This window comes from Providencia sp. Je.9.19 (genome assembly GCF_051129765.1).
Classification (GTDB): Bacteria; Pseudomonadota; Gammaproteobacteria; order Enterobacterales; family Enterobacteriaceae; genus Providencia.
On record NZ_JBCPSS010000001.1, the window covers coordinates 1,335,900 to 1,353,298 of the forward strand.

13 protein-coding genes are annotated in these 17,399 nt (G+C 38.4%); 6 read left to right on the forward strand and 7 right to left on the reverse strand.

What is annotated here, in order from left to right; all coding sequences use genetic code 11:
* Nucleotides 1-9: 9 nt before the first annotated feature.
* The 3 genes from AAZR93_RS06185 to AAZR93_RS06195 are packed head-to-tail and all read left to right on the forward strand — an operon-like array spanning nucleotide 10 to nucleotide 4,341.
* Entirely contained in the window at nucleotides 10-2,520 is a 2,511-nt protein-coding gene (locus tag AAZR93_RS06185; protein ID WP_434719258.1) for a fimbria/pilus outer membrane usher protein, read from the forward strand.
* Nucleotides 2,521-2,531: 11 nt separating this feature from the next.
* On the forward strand, nucleotides 2,532-3,608 hold the full coding sequence (locus AAZR93_RS06190) for a fimbrial protein (RefSeq protein WP_434719259.1): 1,077 nt from the start codon (nucleotides 2,532-2,534) through the stop codon (nucleotides 3,606-3,608).
* A gap of 13 nt (nucleotides 3,609-3,621) precedes the next feature.
* Nucleotides 3,622-4,341: a fimbrial biogenesis chaperone gene (locus AAZR93_RS06195; RefSeq protein ID WP_434719260.1), complete on the forward strand. Its 720-nt coding sequence runs from the start codon at nucleotides 3,622-3,624 to the stop codon at nucleotides 4,339-4,341.
* 28 nt (nucleotides 4,342-4,369) lie between these two features.
* Here AAZR93_RS06195 and AAZR93_RS06200 read toward each other — a convergent pair whose 3' ends face one another.
* Together AAZR93_RS06200 and glyA are read right to left on the reverse strand one after the other, a co-directional pair.
* Entirely contained in the window at nucleotides 4,370-5,521 is a 1,152-nt protein-coding gene (locus tag AAZR93_RS06200) for a 3-phenylpropionate MFS transporter (RefSeq protein ID WP_434719643.1), read from the reverse strand.
* Nucleotides 5,522-5,599: 78 nt separating this feature from the next.
* The gene (gene glyA / locus AAZR93_RS06205; RefSeq protein WP_294110580.1) at nucleotides 5,600-6,853 is read right to left on the reverse strand and encodes a serine hydroxymethyltransferase; all 1,254 of its coding nucleotides are present in this window, start codon (nucleotides 6,851-6,853) and stop codon (nucleotides 5,600-5,602) included.
* 349 nt (nucleotides 6,854-7,202) lie between these two features.
* Here glyA and hmpA point away from each other — a divergent pair, with 349 nt between their 5' ends.
* Nucleotides 7,203-8,402, forward strand: a complete 1,200-nt coding sequence (hmpA, locus tag AAZR93_RS06210) for an NO-inducible flavohemoprotein (protein WP_434719261.1) — start codon at nucleotides 7,203-7,205, stop codon at nucleotides 8,400-8,402.
* 175 nt (nucleotides 8,403-8,577) lie between these two features.
* Here hmpA and glnB read toward each other — a convergent pair whose 3' ends face one another.
* The 5 genes from glnB to AAZR93_RS06235 are packed head-to-tail and all read right to left on the reverse strand — an operon-like array spanning nucleotide 8,578 to nucleotide 14,245.
* Entirely contained in the window at nucleotides 8,578-8,916 is a 339-nt protein-coding gene (gene glnB / locus AAZR93_RS06215; protein WP_294110578.1) for a nitrogen regulatory protein P-II, read from the reverse strand.
* An 11-nt stretch (nucleotides 8,917-8,927) separates the two neighbouring features.
* On the reverse strand, nucleotides 8,928-10,550 hold the full coding sequence (locus AAZR93_RS06220; protein WP_294110577.1) for an NAD+ synthase: 1,623 nt from the start codon (nucleotides 10,548-10,550) through the stop codon (nucleotides 8,928-8,930).
* Between the two features lie 53 nt (nucleotides 10,551-10,603).
* Nucleotides 10,604-11,944, reverse strand: coding sequence for a two-component system response regulator GlrR (glrR, locus tag AAZR93_RS06225; RefSeq protein ID WP_294110576.1), 1,341 nt, complete (start codon nucleotides 11,942-11,944; stop codon nucleotides 10,604-10,606).
* Complete coding sequence (gene qseG, locus AAZR93_RS06230) at nucleotides 11,931-12,803, reverse strand: two-component system QseEF-associated lipoprotein QseG (RefSeq protein WP_434719262.1); 873 nt, start codon at nucleotides 12,801-12,803, stop codon at nucleotides 11,931-11,933. The genes glrR and qseG overlap by 14 nt, the downstream gene beginning before the upstream one ends.
* Nucleotides 12,804-12,805: 2 nt before the next feature.
* Nucleotides 12,806-14,245 carry a sensor histidine kinase gene (locus AAZR93_RS06235; protein WP_434719263.1) on the reverse strand — a complete coding sequence of 480 codons (1,440 nt, stop codon included), beginning with the start codon at nucleotides 14,243-14,245 and terminating at the stop codon, nucleotides 12,806-12,808.
* 1,283 nt (nucleotides 14,246-15,528) lie between these two features.
* Between AAZR93_RS06235 and AAZR93_RS06240 the strand changes: the two genes are divergently transcribed.
* Together AAZR93_RS06240 and AAZR93_RS06245 are read left to right on the forward strand one after the other, a co-directional pair.
* Nucleotides 15,529-16,560 carry a methyltransferase gene (locus AAZR93_RS06240; protein ID WP_434719264.1) on the forward strand — a complete coding sequence of 344 codons (1,032 nt, stop codon included), beginning with the start codon at nucleotides 15,529-15,531 and terminating at the stop codon, nucleotides 16,558-16,560.
* Nucleotides 16,561-16,769: 209 nt separating this feature from the next.
* Complete coding sequence (locus AAZR93_RS06245) at nucleotides 16,770-17,396, forward strand: response regulator (RefSeq protein ID WP_434719265.1); 627 nt, start codon at nucleotides 16,770-16,772, stop codon at nucleotides 17,394-17,396.
* Nucleotides 17,397-17,399: the final 3 nt, after the last annotated feature.

Sequence of the window (17,399 nt, forward strand, 5' to 3'; positions counted from 1 at the left end):
GAAATCATCGTGAAAAAAGAAAACTATCTCTATATTCTAATCCTAATAGGGTTACAGAGTAATATAAAAAATTCTATAGCGGATGAATTTGAAACTTCCTTATTGGTTGGAAAATCTGCACAAGGAGATATTTCACGATTCACCATGGATAGCAATATTCCATCAGGTAAACAACTTGTCGATGTTTATGTTAATCAATCATGGAAAGGTCAATTTCTTGTTGATGTAGAGGATAATGGAAAAAAAATTAGTCTTATTGCTAATGATATTCAAAAGCTAGGTTTAAATTTAGCAGCTACGGTTTTGGAGCAATCAAAGGAAACACAGTGGGTTCCTATTGATGATTTAGTTTCAAATGTTCATTACAAACTTAACGTGAATGATCTACAGCTCAATATTTCAGTTCCTCAAATTGCAGTGAAACAATCCGACGCAAGCTATGTGGACCCTAGCCTTTGGAATTATGGACTTCCCGCTATTATTTTTGCTTATAATGCTAATTACTATAGTTATAAAGAAAAGAAAAACCAAAAAATTAATAATGATAACTTTTATGCCACTCTAAATTCAGGTGTTAATTTAGGTGCTTGGCAATTTAGAGATGAATCTAATTATAGCGATAGTAGCCATGGCGAAAAAAAATGGAAAAATAATACGCGTTATGCCTACAGACCGATTAGCACAATTAATTCTGGGTTAAAAATCGGTGATTTCTATACACCGGCGGCCCTTTTTAATAGCATTCGTATCCGAGGTATCGCTATGGCAACCGAAATGGGAATGTTACCAAATTCAAGCCAAAATTTTGTACCAGTGATTAGAGGAGTTGCTCAAACAAACGCGCTAGTCAGTGTCTATCAAAATGGAAATTTAGTTTTTCAAGAAAATGTACCGCCGGGTGAGTTTTTATTCGATGATATTCAACCAAGTGCAGGTAGCGGCGATTTATCGGTCAGTATTCAAGAAGCTGATGGGCGCACTGAATCATTTACCATTCCTTATTCCACAGTCCCTGACATGCTTAAAGAAGGTATTTATAATTACAATGTATTAGCGGGGCAAACTAAAATTGATAATACGCACTATCAACCGAAATTTGTCCAAGGTGAAATTCATTACGGTTTAAATAATTTAGTCACTCTGTACACTGGTGCACTCATGAGTGAAAATTATCATTCAGCGGTGATTGGAAGTGGATGGAATTTCAGTTTTGGTGCAATTTCAGCTGATGTAACCCATGCTAATACCCAACTTGATTCAGGTGACAAAAATGGACAAAGCTACCGCTTAGCCTATAGCAAATACATTAATGCCACTTCAACAAATTTATCGATTGCGACTTACCGCTATTCGACTAGCGGTTACTATAGTTTTATTGATTCAATATATTCCCATGATAATTACCAAGCTTGGAAAAATTATCAAGAAGCGCTTTCTAATCAACCTAATAATAACAACAGTACTGATTTGTCATTAACAAACCTCGATGCATTGCGGGGTTCACGCGCTAAAAACACCTTTACTATCAATCTAAACCAACGATTAAGTGATGAATTAGGTTCTATTTTTGTTTCAGGCACTCATCGTGATTACTGGAATACAGACGGTAATAGCCGAGAGTATCAAATAGGTTATTCCAATAATTTTAATGATATTTCATACAGCTTGTCAGCTTCTCGCATTCGCAATAATGATAACAATGAAGAAACTCGCTATTACGTGAATATCAACGTCCCCATAGATCTATTTGAGAAGCGTGCCAACATCAGTATGGGGACTTATTTTACTGATGCACACTATCAGCAAACTGCAATGAGTCTGAGTGGAATTACCGGTAGAAATGACCAAATAAATTATACCGTTACGGCAACAAACCAAACAGGCGGAAATAATTTAATTGGGACTAATATCAGTTATAAGCACCCATACAGTACAGTGTCAGGGTCTTATACTGAAGCTAATAACTACCGACAAGCAGGGTTAGGGGCGAGAGGAACTGTTATCGCCATCCCTGAACATATTATTTTTTCAGGGGAAACAGGGCAAACCTACACCATTATTGATGCTCCAATGGCGAACCATATGATGGTCAATTCCGATAAAACTGCACTGACTAACCAGCAAGGCGTCGTTCTGCTTGCAAATTCAACACCTTATCGAACCAATACTTATACGCTTTCCGATACAGATACCACCTCAGGTGCTGACGTTATAGGAAATATGGGAAATGTCAGTCCCTATCAAGGTGCCGTTAACTATATCAAACTAGAAACCGATACCCGCCAAACTTATTTATTAAGAGCATCTCTTGCTAATGGAGATAGTTTACCCTTTGGTACAGAAGTCACTGATAACCAACAACAAAGCATTGGTTATGTTGGGCAATCAGGCGTGCTTTATTTAAAAGGTGAACAGCTACCTTCTAGCTTGCATATCAAACTTGGTCCTAATGGTAAAAATGAGTGCGTCATCAATAACCCAATTAATACGATGACTAAAAACCGTAACTTCTGTCGATAAAGGAAAAAGCAATGAAAAAGATAACACTTGCGCTTCTAATATCTGCTCTGTTAGCGATGAGCCAATATGCATCAGCAAGCTGTAGGCCAGTTTCTACGGTGACAGCTCCAGCACTCTCATTCGATTTATCCACAGAACTCACTAGCACATCAACCACAGTAATAAAAAATAGCAGAACCATTTACCCAGGTACATTTACCTGTACGGCGAGAGGATTATTTCCAAACGCTGTTGGTATTGCATCCCCATTTGAAGGCAGAATAGCAACTATCGGCTTTAATGGCGGAAAACAATTTGTTTCGATTACGGTGACTGCCTTAGAAAAAAACCAAGTGACAGATATCACCACAGGTAGCCACCCCGCATCTGATCTTGATTCTAATTTCACAATCAAATTTACCTTAGTAGATAGCAAGCCAAGCACTAATTATAAAGAAGTGACCGGTAGTTTTATCACTATCACACCTGTTGTACTTGCATCAGATGCATCGTCATTAACTATCGTTCAATGGTTACTCAATATTGTCAGCAAACTAATTACTTTTTTATTAACACTACAATGGCCGTCTGATCCAGATGATATTTTTTTACAGCCTATATCAATAACTTACAATCCAATTCTAACAACTTGTAACTTTGTGAATCAAGGACTTGTAGTTACACTTCCTCCGGTTAGCATAACAGCAGCAAAAAATACCCCCCGAGCAGGTTATACCCCTTTTACGCTCAATTTTACTTGCCAAGATTTTCTTAGCGGAGGCAATGCTTCTCGCGATGTTTCGATGTTTTTATCTAGTGCTAATTTACTCTCTACAGATAAAACTGTGCTGAATAATACCGCAAGCCAAGGAGCTACAGGGGTAGGCTTTAGGCTAGTTAAAGCCGATAACATCAATGCTCCCCTAACACTCTCAGACAGTATTACAATACGAAATGGCGCAACCGATATTTTTAATGTGACAAAAGGTAGTCCAATATCCCCTTCATTTGCCATTAATATGGGGGCTTATTATTACCCATATAATGCAAGTAGTATTACTCAAGGGCGCATATCCAGCACTGCAACTGTTGTTATGTCATATAATTAAGAATGAGGGATATATGCTAACGATTAATAAAGTTATAACAATACTGGTGCTTCAACTAGTTAGCATACAAGTGAGTGCAAGTATTGTACTTCAAGGAACTCGATTGGTTTTTCCTAGCGATAGGAAATCAATCAGCATTCAGGCGGTAAATCATAGTGAACAGTCAGCTTTAACACAAAGCTGGGTTGATGAAGGAAATATTGATTCGACCCCCGAAACAACCAATGCCCCTTTCATTGTGACTCCCCCTATATCTAAAATATCAGCTAATGAAGGCTCACAAATACGGATTCAATATATTGGCGATGGACTACCGAAAGATCGTGAATCTGTTTTTTATTTAAACGTACTCGATATTTCACCAAAACCCAAAAATAAAACCAATCTAAACGTATTACAACTCGCGCTACAAACACGCATTAAATTATTCTATCACCCAATAGAGTTAACTGAAAAACCTGAAAACATAATAAATAAGGTTAAATTCTATTCAGAGAATCAATCTCTAAATATAAATAACCCTAGCCCATACTTTTTAAATATTTCTGAACTGTATATGGAAAATAATCAATCGACCCCCATAGCAAAAAGCTTGATGGTGGCGCCATTTTCCATTCACAAAATTAATTATAAAAACCTATCCAATACAAATATTGTTATTATCTATATTGATGATAGAGGTGACTTTATTACCTATAAAACTATGATTAACAACAAACAGGTCGCCGGTTAAGCTGCCCATTTGTTGTTAACAACATGATTTAAACCTGTGCAGTCACTTTTGGTCGGATAAACAAAGCTGGCACTGCCAATAACGCCATTAAATAAAATACAATACCATGATGAGTTGGCACTCGTTCATAAATGAATCCAACAACAATAGTCAATATGGCTAATCCACCGCCCATGGCTAATGCAGAATAAACGGCCTGTAATGGAATAATTTCACTTTCTTTGCGCGCGCTGATAAAACGCATTGCGGCCAAATGGCAGACGGTAAAAGTACCACTGTGTAGAATTTGGACAATAATCAGAACAGGTAAAGCCGTAAATGCCCCCATCAATCCCCAACGTACAATCCCACAAAATGCAGAAAGTAGTAGCAAATTGCGGGCGCTCCAGCGCCGAAATAGACGATGACTTAATGTAAAAACAATCACTTCCGCAACAACACCCAGAGACCATAAGTTACCAATCACTAAATCTGAGTAACCCGCTTCTTTCCAAAATAGCGAAGCAAAACCATAATACGCTGCGTGAGCCCCTTGCAGTAGGGATACGCAGATTAAAAACCTAACTACATTTTTATCAGCAATTAATTGCTTAACAGAGACTTTAGCTTGCCCTTCTACCTTCGTGGCACCAGAAGGCATAATTGCGGGTCTTAACAAGGTGCTGACCAGTAAGGCGGCACAACTGATGACTAACGCCACCATGATGGATTTATGCCCCCAAACTCCAGCTAAATACCCCATTAATGAAGAACCAATAATAAAAGCTATCGATCCCCAAACGCGTATTTTGCCGTAATCAAAAGTAAATTGCTTTTGCCATGCGCCGGCCAATGAATCACCAAGCGGCACCATAGGTGCAAAAAATAAGTTAAAACCTATCATAACAAACAGAAGCCATGCCCAATGAGAACCCAGAGCAAAACCAACAGAAAAAATAAAAGAGAGTACCGCCAATATTCTTAGTGCAATAATTAGTTTTGAAGGTTCTTTCACTAACGGGGTAATAAACATCGCCCCCAGAAAACGAGCCCCTAACCCTATTCCAAGTAAAACACCAATCATCTCTGCATCAATACCCTCTCCTTTTAGCCAAATAGACCAAAAAGGCAGAAAAATACTATAAGCAAAAAAGTAGGTAAAATAATCAATAGCTAGCCAGCGTGTTGATGGAATTACCATCATTCCTCCCTTATTTTAAATACAAAAAACCCGCTCATACAAAATGTAGAAGCGGGTTTCGGTAACGATTAATGTCTATTATGCGTAGACTGGGTGTTTTTTGCAGATGGTTAATACTTTCTGTTTAACACGCTCAATGGTCGCTTCATCATTGAGGTTATCTAGAATATCACACATCCAGCCGGCTAGCTCAGCGGCTTCTGCTTCATTAAAGCCACGGCGAGTAATTGCAGGAGAACCAATACGTACCCCAGAGGTCACAAATGGGCTCTTAGGATCGTTTGGTACGCTGTTTTTGTTAACTGTAATATTAGCGCGACCAAGTGCAGCATCTGCATCTTTACCGGTAATATCTTTATCAACTAAATCAACTAAGAATAAGTGGTTCTCAGTACCATTAGAGACAATTTTATAACCGCGTTTTTGGAAAACAGCAACCATAGCTTTTGCATTTTTAGCAACATTTTGCTGATAAACTTTAAACTCTGGCTCCATCGCTTCTTTCAGTGCAACCGCTTTACCTGCAATCACATGCATTAAAGGGCCGCCCTGTGAACCTGGGAATACCGCTGAATTAATTCTTTTATATAACTCTTCATCGCCACCTTTAGCCAGGATTAAGCCACCACGTGGGCCTGCTAAAGTTTTATGTGTCGTCGTTGTCACCACATGTGCATGTGGAACTGGGTTTGGATATACACCTGCGGCAATTAAGCCTGCAACGTGCGCCATATCAACAAACAAATATGCACCGATGCTATCTGCGATTTCACGCATTTTAGCCCAGTCAACCAGACCTGAGTATGCAGAAAAACCACCAATAATCATTTTTGGTTTATGTTTTTCAGCTTGCTCTTTGATATCGTCGTAATCGATTTTGCCGCTTTCATCAATACCGTAAGGCACGATATTATACAATTTACCGGAGAAGTTAACTGGCGAACCATGAGTTAAGTGACCACCCTGCGCTAAGTTCATACCTAAAACGGTATCACCCGGTTGTAATAGCGCCATGTAAACCGCTGCATTGGCTTGTGAGCCAGAATGTGGTTGTACGTTTGCGTAATCTGCACCAAATAATTCTTTTGCACGGTCAATCGCTAATTGCTCTACGACATCAACGTATTCACAACCGCCATAATAACGCTTGCCCGGATAGCCTTCTGCATATTTATTGGTTAGCTGAGAACCTTGAGCCTGCATAACTCGTGGACTGGTATAGTTTTCAGAAGCAATTAATTCAATGTGCTCTTCTTGACGGACAACTTCTTGTTCCATCGCTTTCCATAATTGTGGATCATAGTCTGCAATATTCATTTCACGCTTTAACATTCGCTTCTCCTGCCTCAGCAATTCAATATGTTGACAATAAATTCATAGCAATAGCGCTTAGTGTAAACTCTTTTTCGCTGTTGAGATAGCCCTAAAGAAAAAATCACGCAAACGTTTGCATTAATTTTTTAACCCAAAGTTACCTTAAAGCACTTCCCTATAAAATAGCTTATATTTAAATTTTGAACGCATTATTCTCTGCTTTTGTTAACCACCTCTCAATATGTGGCTATTCCCCAAAGATTTTCGATAGCAAGCTATTTACATATTTCACTAAATATTATAAGTTGTATTTAAAATGCATGTTTATAATTTCATCATATAATGAAAAAAATTCAGGAGCACCTGTATGCTTAATAGCCAAACTATCGCCATTGTTAAATCAACTATTCCTGCCATTGTCGCCACAGGACCAAAACTTACCGCTCACTTTTATGACAGAATGTTTAAGCAGCACCCTGAACTAAAAGATATCTTTAATATGACCAACCAAAAAAATGGTGACCAACGAGAAGCATTGTTTAATGCAATCTGCGCCTATGCTGTCAATATTGAAACACCAGAAGCACTGATGTCTGCGGTAGAAAAAATTGCCCAAAAACACGTTAGCCTAAATATCAAACCTGAACATTATCCAATTGTGGGAGAAAACTTACTCGCAGCAATTGATGAGTTATTGAATCCCGGACAAGATGCTTTAGATGCATGGGGCGAAGCTTACGGTGTACTTGCGAATATTTTTATTAATCGAGAAAAAGATATCTACCAACAAAATGAAGAAAAAACAGGTGGATGGGAAGGATTGCGTGAATTTCGCCTTCATTCAAAACAGTTACAAAGTGATGTTATCACTAGCTTTGAGTTTGTGCCTGTCGATGGCAAGCCTGTTGCGGATTATCGCCCTGGTCAGTATCTCACCATTTATATCAATCATGAGAGTTTAGACAATCAAGAAATACGTCAATATTCACTCACAACAGCACCTAACGGAAAAAGCTATCGAATTGCTGTAAAACGAGAAGATCAAGGTGCAGTATCGAGTTTACTACATCAGCAACTTAATCAAGGAGATACTGTTCACTTAGCGCCTCCTTGTGGTGATTTCTTTATCGATATCGATGCACAAACACCTGTGACATTAATCTCCGCAGGTGTAGGTCTCACCCCTATGCTAAGCATGCTTAATTATTTAACTGAACAAGCACATCAAGCGACCGTTAATTGGCTTCATGCCGCTGAAAATGGTGCTGTTCATGCATTTAGCCATGAAGTCAGTAAGCTAATGACCGCTCAACAAAATGGTCATAGTGCTATTTGGTTTAATCAACCTCGTGAAAATGATAAAGCGAGCTTCGATTATCAATATAGTGGACTGATGGATTTAACGCAGGTTAAAGAGTGGGTAATGCAGCCCAATATGCAATTTTATTTCTGTGGGCCTGTCGGCTTTATGCAGCATATTGGAAAACAGCTTATAGAGATGGGAGTAGCGGCCAATAATATTCATTATGAGTGTTTTGGGCCTCATAAAGTATTACCACTTCACTGATATTAAGCTATCAACAGTAAAAATCGATACTTTATTTCGTGGTAACGGGTTCGCATACTAAATACATTTATCGTTAATATTTTGAGTTACAGGTAACTCTGTAATTCGAAATTAAATTAACGGTACAAAATCCCATTCCTGTGTATTTATACCGTTACCACTTTTTCTTTAATAATTAAATCGCTTCTTCGTCTTGCTCACCGGTACGAATACGAATAACACGAGTTACATCGTAGACAAAAATCTTACCATCACCAATTTTACCGGTTTGTGCTGTTTGCATAATCGTCTCAACACAGTTTTCGACGATATCATCAGGCACCACAATTTCGATTTTAACTTTCGGTAAAAAATCAACCATGTACTCTGCACCACGATATAACTCAGTGTGGCCTTTTTGACGACCGAAACCTTTCACTTCAGTCACGGTCATACCCGTAATTCCAACCTCTGCCAATGCTTCACGAACATCATCAAGTTTAAATGGCTTTATAATTGCATCAATTTTTTTCATAAATATTCCTGCTATGACCAGTTTTTACGGCCAAAACCTGAGGTGATCGGATAACGACGATCTTTACCAAAGTTACGCATGGTGATCCGTGGTCCTACAGGCGCCTGACGACGTTTGTATTCATTAATATCAACAAGACGCACAACACGACGCACGGTGGCTTCATCAAAACCTAATTTAATCAGCTGATCCACAGATAAATCTTTTTCAACATAACCTTCTAATAACGCATCTAGAATATCGTATGGTGGCAAGCTATCTTGGTCGAGTTGTCCAGGCGCTAGCTCTGCTGATGGTGGCCTATCGATCACACGCTGTGGAATAGCTGGCGATAGTGTATTACGATAATTAGCCAGTTCAAAGACAAGTGTTTTTGGCACATCTTTTAGTACATCAAAACCACCAGCCATATCACCATATAATGTTGAATATCCGACTGCTGATTCACTTTTGTTACTAGTCGTCAATACAATACGGCGGCGCTTATTAGACATTGCCATTAAAATGACGGCACGACAGCGAGCTTGTAAATTTTCTTCAGTAGTATCGACTTGGGTTCCTTCAAACAAAGGTTCGAGTTGTGCCATAAAGGCATCAAACATAGGTTCAATGGAAACGATATCAAACTCAACACCTAATAACTCTGCTTGCTCTTTTGCATCATGAATACTCATTTCTGCCGTATAACGAAATGGCATCATCACGGCTTGTACATGCTCTTTACCAATCGCATCGACTGCAATCGCAACGGTTAAGCCTGAATCTATACCACCTGATAATCCTAAAATTGCGCCGTTAAAACCATTTTTATTAATATAGTCACGCGTGGACATAACTAAAGCTTGATAGACTTGCGCAATAGAAGACATTTCAGGAGCACTATTGTCTTGCGTGACCAATTTTAGCTCTTCAAATTGAACAGTTGCAATTTGTTCTTCAAATTCAGCTAACTGATAGACTTGCTTACCTTTATTTGCCAACACTTTTGAGCCGCCATCAAAAACCAACTCATCTTGTCCACCCACTTGATTAAGATAAACAATAGGCAAACCCGTACGTCGGCAATGATCAACAAGTAAGTCACTGCGAATATGTTCTTTATTAAGATCAAAAGGAGACGCATTAATGGTGAGTAATAATTCAGCGCCTGCACCTTTTACTGCATCAACTGGCTCGTCATACCAAATATCTTCACAAATCAACAAACCTAGACGATAGCCCTTGAAATCAATCACACAAGTATCTTCGGCAGCGGTAAAATAGCGCGGCTCATCAAAAACACCATAATTTGGTAGCTCTTGCTTAAAATAACGTGCAACTAGCTTGTCTTGATAGAAAAATGACAATGCATTATAAATTTGGTCATCTTCATACCACGGATGACCGACAATAATTGCGGTTTGCATACTGGCACGCTGCAAACGATCTAATTGCATTAAGCAACGTAGCTCAAATTCACCACGAAAAATTAAATCTTCAGGCGGATAGCCGGTAAGAGCCAGCTCTGAAAACATGACAATATCGGTGTTTTTTTCTTGTTCTTTAACAACTTGCAACATACGGTCGCAGTTGCCTTCAATATCACCAACTAACCAATTCAATTGAGCAAGTGAAATATTAAGCTTACGGCTCATAAGGTATTTCTTCTCCCGAAGTATTTTTAGGGGTGTCGTTAATTCTAAAAATATTATTCTTTAAAATCATTTGCTTCTAAATCGTGTCGCCCAAGTAATTTATAAAACTCGGTCCGGTTTCGTCCGGCCATTCGAGCCGCTTGTGTGACGTTGCCTTTAGTCATTTGTAATAATTTACGCAAATAATTTAATTCAAATTGATTACGCGCTTCAACAAAAGTCGGTAGTGCCGTATTTTCACCTTGTAATGCTTGGCTAACTAATGCTTCGCTAATCACAGGGGAAGTCGTCAATGCGACACATTGCTCAATGACGTTAACTAACTGTCGCACATTTCCTGGCCAAGTTGCCGTCATCAAACATTTCATCGCATCACTGGAGAAACTGCGAACAAAAGGCTTGTGACGTATCGCTGACTCACGTAGTAAATGATTAGCTAATAATGGGATATCCTCAGCTCTTTCATTCAGCGCCGGAATGCGTAAGTTAACAACATTCAGTCGGTAATAAAGATCTTCACGAAATTCATTTTTTTCCATCGCTTTAGGCAAATTACGATGTGTTGCCGAAAGAATACGTACATCAATATCCAAATCGCGATTACTGCCTAATGGGCGCACCTTGCGCTCCTGCAAAACACGTAAAAGTTTTACTTGCAATGCCATCGGCATATCACCGATTTCATCTAAAAATAGTGTTCCACCACTCGCCGCAAAAAATAGCCCTTCACGATTACTGACAGCTCCGGTAAAAGCCCCTTTAGCGTGGCCAAATAATTCGGATTCAAGTAATTGTTCTGGCAAAGCGCCACAGTTTATTGCAATAAAGGGTTTTCTTGCTCGCGGGCTCGCCTTGTGAATAGCTTGCGCTAAAACTTCTTTACCTGTTCCACTTTGCCCATTAATTAAAACACTAACATCTGATTGCGCCACCATGTGGGCTTGCTCTAATAAGCGGATCATCAATGGGCTACGAGTCACTATGCCCATGCTCCATTCTTCGTCACCTATTGGCGTTGAAGATAATGCTAATGCTTCATCAATTGCTTTATAAAGTGCATCTTTATCAACTGGCTTAGTTAAAAAACTAAATACACCTCGTTGAGTTGCAGCAACAGCGTCAGGAATTGAACCATGTGCAGTCAAGATAATAACAGGCATATTGGGATGGGCTTTTTGAATTTCATCAAATAGCGCCATGCCATCCATTTCATCCATCCGTAAATCACTAATCACTAAATCAATTTTTTCTTTTTGTAAAATCTTTAGTGCTTCAGGACCACTTTCTGCGGTAACAATTCTAAATCCTTCACTGCTTAGACGCATACCTAGCAACTTCAGCAGGCTAGGATCATCATCAACCAATAGTAAATTCGCTGACTTACGGCTTGTCATTGCGTTTATTCTCCGATTGATTTTTTTCTTTCACTTCGTTAATGACTTCTTTCGACTCACTAATAACTTCTTTTGGTTTTTCCGCTTCAAGCGCGACTGAATTCGTATTATCCACTGAGTTCTCAACTTCTTTCTCAGTTTCATTACTACTTTGTTTGCGTGAAGAGAGCTGGCGTTCAATATCCGTCAAATTTTCTAACTTACGAGAAATAGTATTCAGCTCAAAAGTTAATTTTGCATTTTCTTCTCTTAAACGATCCATCTTTGCATCAGTATCTTGCTGTAATCGTTTATAGCGAGCATTGGCCTCAGCCAAATTAATAATTTGCACTTGCTGCTCACGCCATAATTGCAATAGCGGGCGTATCGCCGTTGGAAAATTCAAACTATAGGCATTAATGTTATCAAGCATTTTACGGCGTTCAGCAATGGAAGGATCCGCAGAATTTAATAAAATATTTTGCTCAAAGACATTTGACCAATTATTAGCCTCAATTTTATTCGCATCACTACGTGCTTGTTGGGTTTCCGTTCTATCGGCACAGTCCATCATACGTAACCAAAATAGCGCATTCTCTAAAGCATTTGGCTGTTCATTATTCCAAATCGAATCACATGATGCATAACGATAGTCAGTCACTTTTATTTCAGGTACAACCACTTGAGCTAAGGTTTCAAGTGGTGATTGCCCATTTTTAGCAACACATCCCGTTAAAATAAAAGCAAATAGAAATACTGAAAAATGTACCGCTGTACGCGTTGAATTTAACGAAATAGCGTGACTTATTAATGTGTTATTTCTCTTCGACGATGCTTTATCGCGCAGCATTGCCAGAAAATCTATAGACCTATTTAACATTGTTATTCATTCTCAACAGTTAAAGGCAATTCAATTCTAAAACAGACATCAGCGAGTTTATTCGGCACCAGCGATAGCTCACCACCCATTTGCTTAATGCAATCATGTGCGATGCTAAGCCCTAAACCACTCCCTTTAACCGCGCCCTTTCGTTGTAAAGAGCCTTGATAAAACGGTTCAAAAATCATGTTTTGTTCAGATTCAGGTATTGGTGTGCCCGTATTTGCCACTTCTATAAGCAGTTTATTGTCTGTTCTACGACTAGAGATCCAAATATTACCTGATTCGCCGCCATAGTGCACCGCATTGGAGTAGATATTATCAATAACACGCCCAAGCAAGGTGGGTTCAGCAAAGCAATGTTCAACTTTTAAACGAATATCTGTTTTAATATTTTTAGCTCTTGCGGGTAAATTATGTGCGTTAACAATATCTTCGATTAATTTTTTCAAATCGATATGTTGTGCTTCTGGAGGTTCATCCGCTAACTTACGATTATAGTCAAGTAACTGTTCAATAAGTTGCTGAAGATGCTTACTACTGTTATCGAGTATTTCAACCACTTCTCTTTGCGAGCTAGTCAATGGCCCCGCTACTTCATCCGCAAGTAATTCAGTTCCTTCACGCATACTGGCTAACGGCGTTTTTAACTCATGAGAAATATGACGCAAAAATTCGTGGCGTTGGGATTCGAGCCATTCCAGACGTTCACTTAACCAAATAATACGTTGAGCAATAGTGCGCAGCTCTCTAGGGCCTTTGAATCGCTCTAAATTATTAGCCAGTGACCCTCCGGTACCAAGGCGATTAATCATACGTTCAATTGCTTTAACTGGCCCAATAATCATTCGCGTAAATAACGTCACTAATAAAGCACTTAATAGGAATAAAATGAGACTTTGCCAGCCAAACAATTGACCTTTATTAGCAATCGCTTTTTGAAGTTGTTCGCCGCGACTAAAAATCACTTCACGAGTTTCTTGAACAAGATATGCGTTTGCAGTTGAAAATTGTTCGAGCGCCACCGTCACTTGTTTTGTCGGTTCATTATTTTCACAATTCACCTGCGCAAGTAATTCAAGATTTTTTGTAAGTGTCGAAGTATCAGAGGTTCGAGGTAGGATTGTTTTTTGCCGCTCAAACATTTGCGTGTAGTCAGCAAACTGTTTTTGATATTGATTTTTCAGTGCTGCATCTTGTAAAACACAGTATTGTCGATAACTGCGCTCCATTTCCAGCGCAAGACTACTCATCACCTCGCTGCGCCTTGCATCAAGAAGTGTAGTTTTATTAATGTTCGCCGCTTGGTTACTTAGTTGTTCTAAGCTTTGATATGCCTGATAAGCTAATACCAACAGGGGTAACAAAACCAACCAAAATGCCATCATAACTAATTGGCGCAAGGATCGCGGGAAAAGCCGCCATTTACTCAATACATTCATCTCATACCTATTAAACGTATTTCAATGGTAGCAGAACTCAGCCCTTCGCGGAAAGTTGATTAATCGTTCTGTTATCCAAAGTATTTGAATAATCATATCTACAGCAATGAACGTGCCAATATTCAAACCAAAAGTACAATAATTTCAGTAGAGTAGATAACGATAATAGAAACAAATACATTTAATATGGGACATGAATGATTTTGAATGATTTTGAATGATTTTGAATGATTTTGAATGATTTTGAATGATTTTGAATGATTTTGAATGATTTTGAATGATTTTGAATGATTTTGAATAATATAGTTGTCCTAAATAATTCAAGTTATAGCAAGGCGGCAAATGATGATAGCCGAGGAGCATACACAAGTATGTGACTCGGATAGCTGAATGAAGCCAACACAGCTATAGCTTGAAGTATGACGGACAAAGGTAGCGAATGATGATAGCCGAGAAAGCATACACAAGTATGTGACTCGGATAGCTGAATGAAGCCAACACAGCTATAGCCTGAAGTATGACGGACAACAAAATAGGAAGGCGGAATAGAGCATTACCCCTATTCCGCCAGCGACGTCTTATCTAACTTGCTATCTACCTATTTAGATACAATTATCTATAGTTAGATAGGTGGCGCCTCACTCAACGTGTCGTCCTGTGTTTGATAAAGCCCGAAGACAAATATCTGTAGTGTTGGACGGTAGGCACCTTACTTCGGCATCATTCTTGCTTTATGTGGTATGTACCCAACTAATCTTGGACCTACATAATAAATTGAATGAGCAACTGAATATTATTATGCACAACCCGTGCCAACTTTTCAATATAAATTTTACTTCGCTGATAAATAACGATTTTTAATTTAATCCTAATTTAAACCTATATCTCTTTTGATAAAGGCCCCCTCAAATCCTGATTAACTGTCTCTTATTAAAGACACTCATATTACTCATTTTTAAAACTCTTACTTATCAATAAGATAAATGTCGCCTTTTAGAGACAAGGAATATCGTGTTTGTCGCTAATTTTATACAGCTATCAAAATAATCCCCCCAACATACAGATTACTGATGCTACCTTAAGCATAAAATATAAATAAAATTAATTAATTTCAATGATTATCATCTAAAGTAAAATTAAAATAATTTGGAATTTTAATTAAAAATCAATGCATTGAATATATTATTTAATATTTAACAGTAATAAATATTAATTTGAAAATTAAAAATAGATACAGATACTTAAATATAACACCTCACTAAAACCCACCAATAGGTAAAACGATGAATAATTCATTAGCGATAGAGGCTAATCCTGGCAATATTGATGCAGGGCTACATGTTATAGAACAAGCGACGGGGTATACATATCAGGCAGCTTTACGTGCCGCCGTGATTTTAAATCTTGCCGATATCTTAAAGACAGGCCCCAAAACGGCTCAGCAGATAGCTTTAGAAACAAATACTCAAGCTCCTATCATTAAACAAATATTACGTTTATTAGCCACACGAAACATATTTAAAACGATAAAAGGTGAAGGTTTTGCATTAACCCCTTCCGCTGAATTTTTACTCAGCGACCACCCTTACTCTGTTCGCCAAGCTATTTTAATGATGACTGATAAAACATTTTGGATGACATTGTATGAATTAAGCGACATGGCAGCCGGCAAACCCGTTTTTACAAATCGATTTAAAGAATCTTTCTACGATTATTGGGAAAAAAATGATGATAACCCCAACGGATTTCATGAAGGTATGTCCTCGCTTTCAAAGATTGAAAATAATTACATCGTAAAAAGCTATGATTTCCCAGAAAACATAACCATTGCTGATATTGCTGGTGGATTTGGAGGACTATTACTTGAAGTGTTAAAAACAAATCCAACAACTAACGGTATTTTATTTGATAGAAAGCATGTACTCGCTAAAAATATACTTCATTTACTTGGTGATAATACTCGCTGGCGCGTTCAACCCGGCTCATTTTTTGAAGAATGTCCTGAAGCCGATATTTACTTGTTAAAGTACATTAGTCATAACTGGTCAGATGAACAAACAGTACAAATTTTTAAAACAATTCGCCAAGCCATGTCCCCCTCTTCCAAACTGTTATTGATTGAAAATATTATCACTGAAGATGACCAACCTTATTTTGGGCATGAACTGGGGTTAATTTGTACAAATCTGTCTGCAGATGCAGGGGAACGTACTGCGATAGAATTTAGCCAATTACTTACCTTAGCCAGTCTTAAAATCAATCGTATTATCAATACAAATGCACACCATTATATTATTGAAGTATTACCACTTTAATTAAATAGCCCCTCACCCTCATCATCATGAGGGTGTCATGTCTAACTCTATTGTTAGCATCAACCCAATACATACCCCATTCCCCTAGCCGATTGAAAGCAAAATATATTTAGCAGATACAGGTCAGAATTCTAAACTATCTCTCTAGCTTATCTCTTCTTATATTGATATAAGATTTAATAAATACCTTATTCATCAGACAATAATAAATGATAAAAATAGCACTTATTGATGACCATGTTGTTGTACGTTCCGGTTTCGCACAGTTATTAACCTTAGAATCTGATATCGCCATTGTTGGACAATATGCCAATGCGCAAGAAGCTTGGCCTAACTTGATTAGTCTTGATATTGATGTCGCGATTATGGATATTTCAATGCCTGATGAAAACGGATTACAACTGCTAACACGCCTACGTCAAAAAAAACCTGATTTTCGAACCATCATTTTGAGTATCTATGACACTCCAGCCTTTGTGCAAAGCGCATTAGATGCCGGCGCAAGCGCATATTTAACCAAACGCTGTGGCCCAGAAGAATTAGTTCAAGCCGTTCGCTCAGTTCATCAAGGAGGGTGCTACCTGTGCTCCGATGCAATGAAAGCCCTACGACATTCACCACAACAAAAGCAAGGAATGCAAGAACTCACGCCAAGGGAAAAAGAAGTTTTTAATTTATTAATTGCAGGGTTGAGCGTCAAAGCAATTGCTGAACAGTTAAATCTCAGCCATAAAACAATACATGTGCACCGCGCCAATGTGCTAGGAAAATTACAATGTGAAAATACGATTGATCTTGTTCACTATGCCTTAGAACATAATCTCATTTCACGGTAAATC

What these genes read in the sequence shown, in the direction of transcription:
- AAZR93_RS06245 (WP_434719265.1), top strand. Translation starts at nt 16,770, where the DNA reads ATGATAAAAATAGCACTTATTGATGACCATGTTGTTGTACGTTCCGGT.
- glrR (WP_294110576.1), bottom strand. Translation starts at nt 11,944, where the DNA reads ATGACAAGCCGTAAGTCAGCGAATTTACTATTGGTTGATGATGATCCT.
- qseG (WP_434719262.1), bottom strand. Translation starts at nt 12,803, where the DNA reads ATGTTAAATAGGTCTATAGATTTTCTGGCAATGCTGCGCGATAAAGCA.
- glyA (WP_294110580.1), bottom strand. Translation starts at nt 6,853, where the DNA reads ATGTTAAAGCGTGAAATGAATATTGCAGACTATGATCCACAATTATGG.
- AAZR93_RS06240 (WP_434719264.1), top strand. Translation starts at nt 15,529, where the DNA reads ATGAATAATTCATTAGCGATAGAGGCTAATCCTGGCAATATTGATGCA.
- AAZR93_RS06200 (WP_434719643.1), bottom strand. Translation starts at nt 5,521, where the DNA reads ATGGTAATTCCATCAACACGCTGGCTAGCTATTGATTATTTTACCTAC.
- AAZR93_RS06190 (WP_434719259.1), top strand. Translation starts at nt 2,532, where the DNA reads ATGAAAAAGATAACACTTGCGCTTCTAATATCTGCTCTGTTAGCGATG.
- hmpA (WP_434719261.1), top strand. Translation starts at nt 7,203, where the DNA reads ATGCTTAATAGCCAAACTATCGCCATTGTTAAATCAACTATTCCTGCC.
- AAZR93_RS06235 (WP_434719263.1), bottom strand. Translation starts at nt 14,245, where the DNA reads ATGAATGTATTGAGTAAATGGCGGCTTTTCCCGCGATCCTTGCGCCAA.
- AAZR93_RS06195 (WP_434719260.1), top strand. Translation starts at nt 3,622, where the DNA reads ATGCTAACGATTAATAAAGTTATAACAATACTGGTGCTTCAACTAGTT.
- glnB (WP_294110578.1), bottom strand. Translation starts at nt 8,916, where the DNA reads ATGAAAAAAATTGATGCAATTATAAAGCCATTTAAACTTGATGATGTT.
- AAZR93_RS06220 (WP_294110577.1), bottom strand. Translation starts at nt 10,550, where the DNA reads ATGAGCCGTAAGCTTAATATTTCACTTGCTCAATTGAATTGGTTAGTT.